This window comes from Hydrogenivirga sp., assembly GCF_056450045.1.
Map to the genome: position 1 here is coordinate 1 of NZ_JBWONM010000082.1, position 2268 is coordinate 2268.

Consider the following 2268-nt stretch of genomic DNA (forward strand, 5'->3'; position numbering starts at 1 on the left):
TTGGGGACCCCCACAGGGCTCTCTTCATAGCAAGGAACTTCTTCAGGGGTGTTGAGGTGAACAGGGAGCACAGGGGACTTAGAACAGTAACAGGCTACACTGATTGGGGGCAGAGGGTTTCCGTCACTACCTCCGGTATGGGGACCCCTTCCCTTGAGATAGTCATAAACGAGATAGTCGCCCTCCACGAGGTAGATTTCCAGAGTATGAGTAGGAAGGAGGACATCCCCAAGATAAACATAATCAGGGTTGGAACCTCAGGGGGGCTCCAGCCCGACACTCCCCTTGGAACCCAGATAATCACCGAGTATGCGGTCGGTCTTGACAACACAGGACTCTTTTACGATGCGCCCCTTCCCGACGATGAGTGCAGGCTCCTTGAGGAGTCTGTGAAGGACGCCCTTGAGGGCGTTATATCTGAGGACTCCAGATTCAAAGGAAAAATACACCCCTACGCCTCCAAAGCCCATCCGGATGTTGTGAGCGCCCTCGTTGAGTCCGCCGAGGAGATGGGAGCGAGCTACAGGAGGGGTGTCACTGTGTCCAACTCTGGCTTCTTCGCAAACCAGGGAAGGCAGGTGTCCCGAATACCCCTCACGGTTCCAGACATTGATGTACACCTATCAAGACAGAACACAGGTATTGAGGGGCTTAGGTTTGAAAATATGGAGATGGAGGCAAGCTTTCTTCTCCACTTCATGTACCCCTTGGGGCACAGGGCGGGTGTTGTGTGCCCGACTATAGACAAGAGACCGGAGGAGAAGTTCCTCTTTAACTACAGGGAGAAGGTAAAGGAAGCGGCAGAGATAGCCCTGAACGCCCTGAGGAGGTTGAGAGGTTGGACCTGAGAAGGTACATAGACAACTCCATACTCAAGCCAAACGTCTCGGAAAGGGACGTTGAGGACTTCGTCAGGGAGTCAGCACGCGTAGGCTTCTACGCCGTATGTGTAAACCCCTACCACGTCAGGTTGGCTTCTGAGGTCGCCTCTGGTGGTATAAAGGTGTGTTCGGTGGTTGGCTTTCCTCTGGGACTGAGCTCCAAAGAGGTCAAGCTCCACGAGGCTCTCAGGGCTGTTGAGGAAGGGGCACAGGAGCTTGATGTGGTCATGAACATCTCAGCCTTCAAGACGGGGAAGTTCTCCTACGTTGAAGAGGAGCTTAAGGCTCTGAAGAGGGAGAGTGGTGCTGTAGTTAAGGTAATAATTGAGACCTGTTATCTTTCCGATGAGGAGAAGGTAAAGGCTGCGGAGCTTTGTCTGAGTGCTGGGGTTGACTTCGTGAAGACCTCAACGGGCTTCGGACCCTCAGGAGCTACCCTTGAGGACGTTAGGCTCCTGAAGAAGACCGTGGGTGATAGGCTGAAGGTAAAGGCTGCAGGCGGTATAAGGGACCTCAAGACAGCCCTCGCCATGATTGAGGCTGGGGCTGACAGGCTCGGAACGAGCAGTGGCTTCAAGATTTACAAGGAATACAAAGGGATGTAAATTATTTAGTCATGAAATTTTTGGAAGAGCTTGAGGAAGCGAAGGAGCTCGTTGTCAAGATGGCCAAGCTGGTACAGGGTGCCATTGATAAGGCTATAAAGTCCCTAAACGAGCAGGACGTTGAGCTTGCGGAGGAGATAATAAAGGGGGATGACGAGATTGACTCCCTTGAGGTTGAGATAGAGAGAAGGTGTATAAGGATGGTGGCACTCTACCAGCCCGAAGCCTCCGACCTGAGACTGGTTATGGGCATATACAAGATAGTTTCTGATCTTGAGAGAATGGGAGACGAAGCGGAGAACATAGCGGAGCGGTCAATATTCCTTGCCCAGGAGCCTCCTCTAAAGCCCTACGTGAACCTCACCATGATGGCTCAGATAGTTAAGGAGATGGTGAGTGATAGCGTTATCTCCTTCCTCCAGAGGGACACCCTCCTTGCAAAGAAGATAATTGAGAAGGACGACTTCGTTGATGAGCTCTACCACCAGCTTGAGAGGGAGCTGATAACCTACGTTATGGAGGACCCAAGGAACATTAAGAAGGTCATACACCTCTCCTTCGTAGCCAGACACTTTGAGAGGATAGCGGATCACGCGGAGAACATAGCTGAGATGGCTATATACTGGGCTGAGGGAGAGATGATAAAACACCACAGGATAAAAGAAGAAGGTGAAGCGTAAACTCTTATCCCTCTTAATACTTCTCCTTGCCCTCGTAGTTGTAAACATCCTCTTTATAAAGAACCTCCGCAACCTCCCCTACGCCAACTACTACATCCTCCT

At 51.5% G+C, this 2268-nt stretch carries 3 protein-coding genes; all 3 read left to right on the forward strand.

The window, feature by feature from the left end:
- Positions 1–848: phosphorylase family protein (locus AC1HCM_RS03440; RefSeq protein ID WP_479460381.1), on the forward strand; the 848-nt coding region annotated here is incomplete at its 5' end.
- Positions 839–1486 (forward strand): deoxyribose-phosphate aldolase, encoded by a 648-nt coding sequence (gene deoC / locus AC1HCM_RS03445; protein WP_479460382.1) that lies wholly within the window; start codon positions 839–841, stop codon positions 1484–1486. The genes AC1HCM_RS03440 and deoC, both read left to right, overlap by 10 nt.
- Before the next feature lie 11 nt (positions 1487–1497).
- The gene (gene phoU / locus AC1HCM_RS03450) at positions 1498–2166 is read left to right on the forward strand and encodes a phosphate signaling complex protein PhoU (RefSeq protein WP_479460383.1); all 669 of its coding nucleotides are present in this window, start codon (positions 1498–1500) and stop codon (positions 2164–2166) included.
- Positions 2167–2268 lie beyond the last annotated feature (102 nt).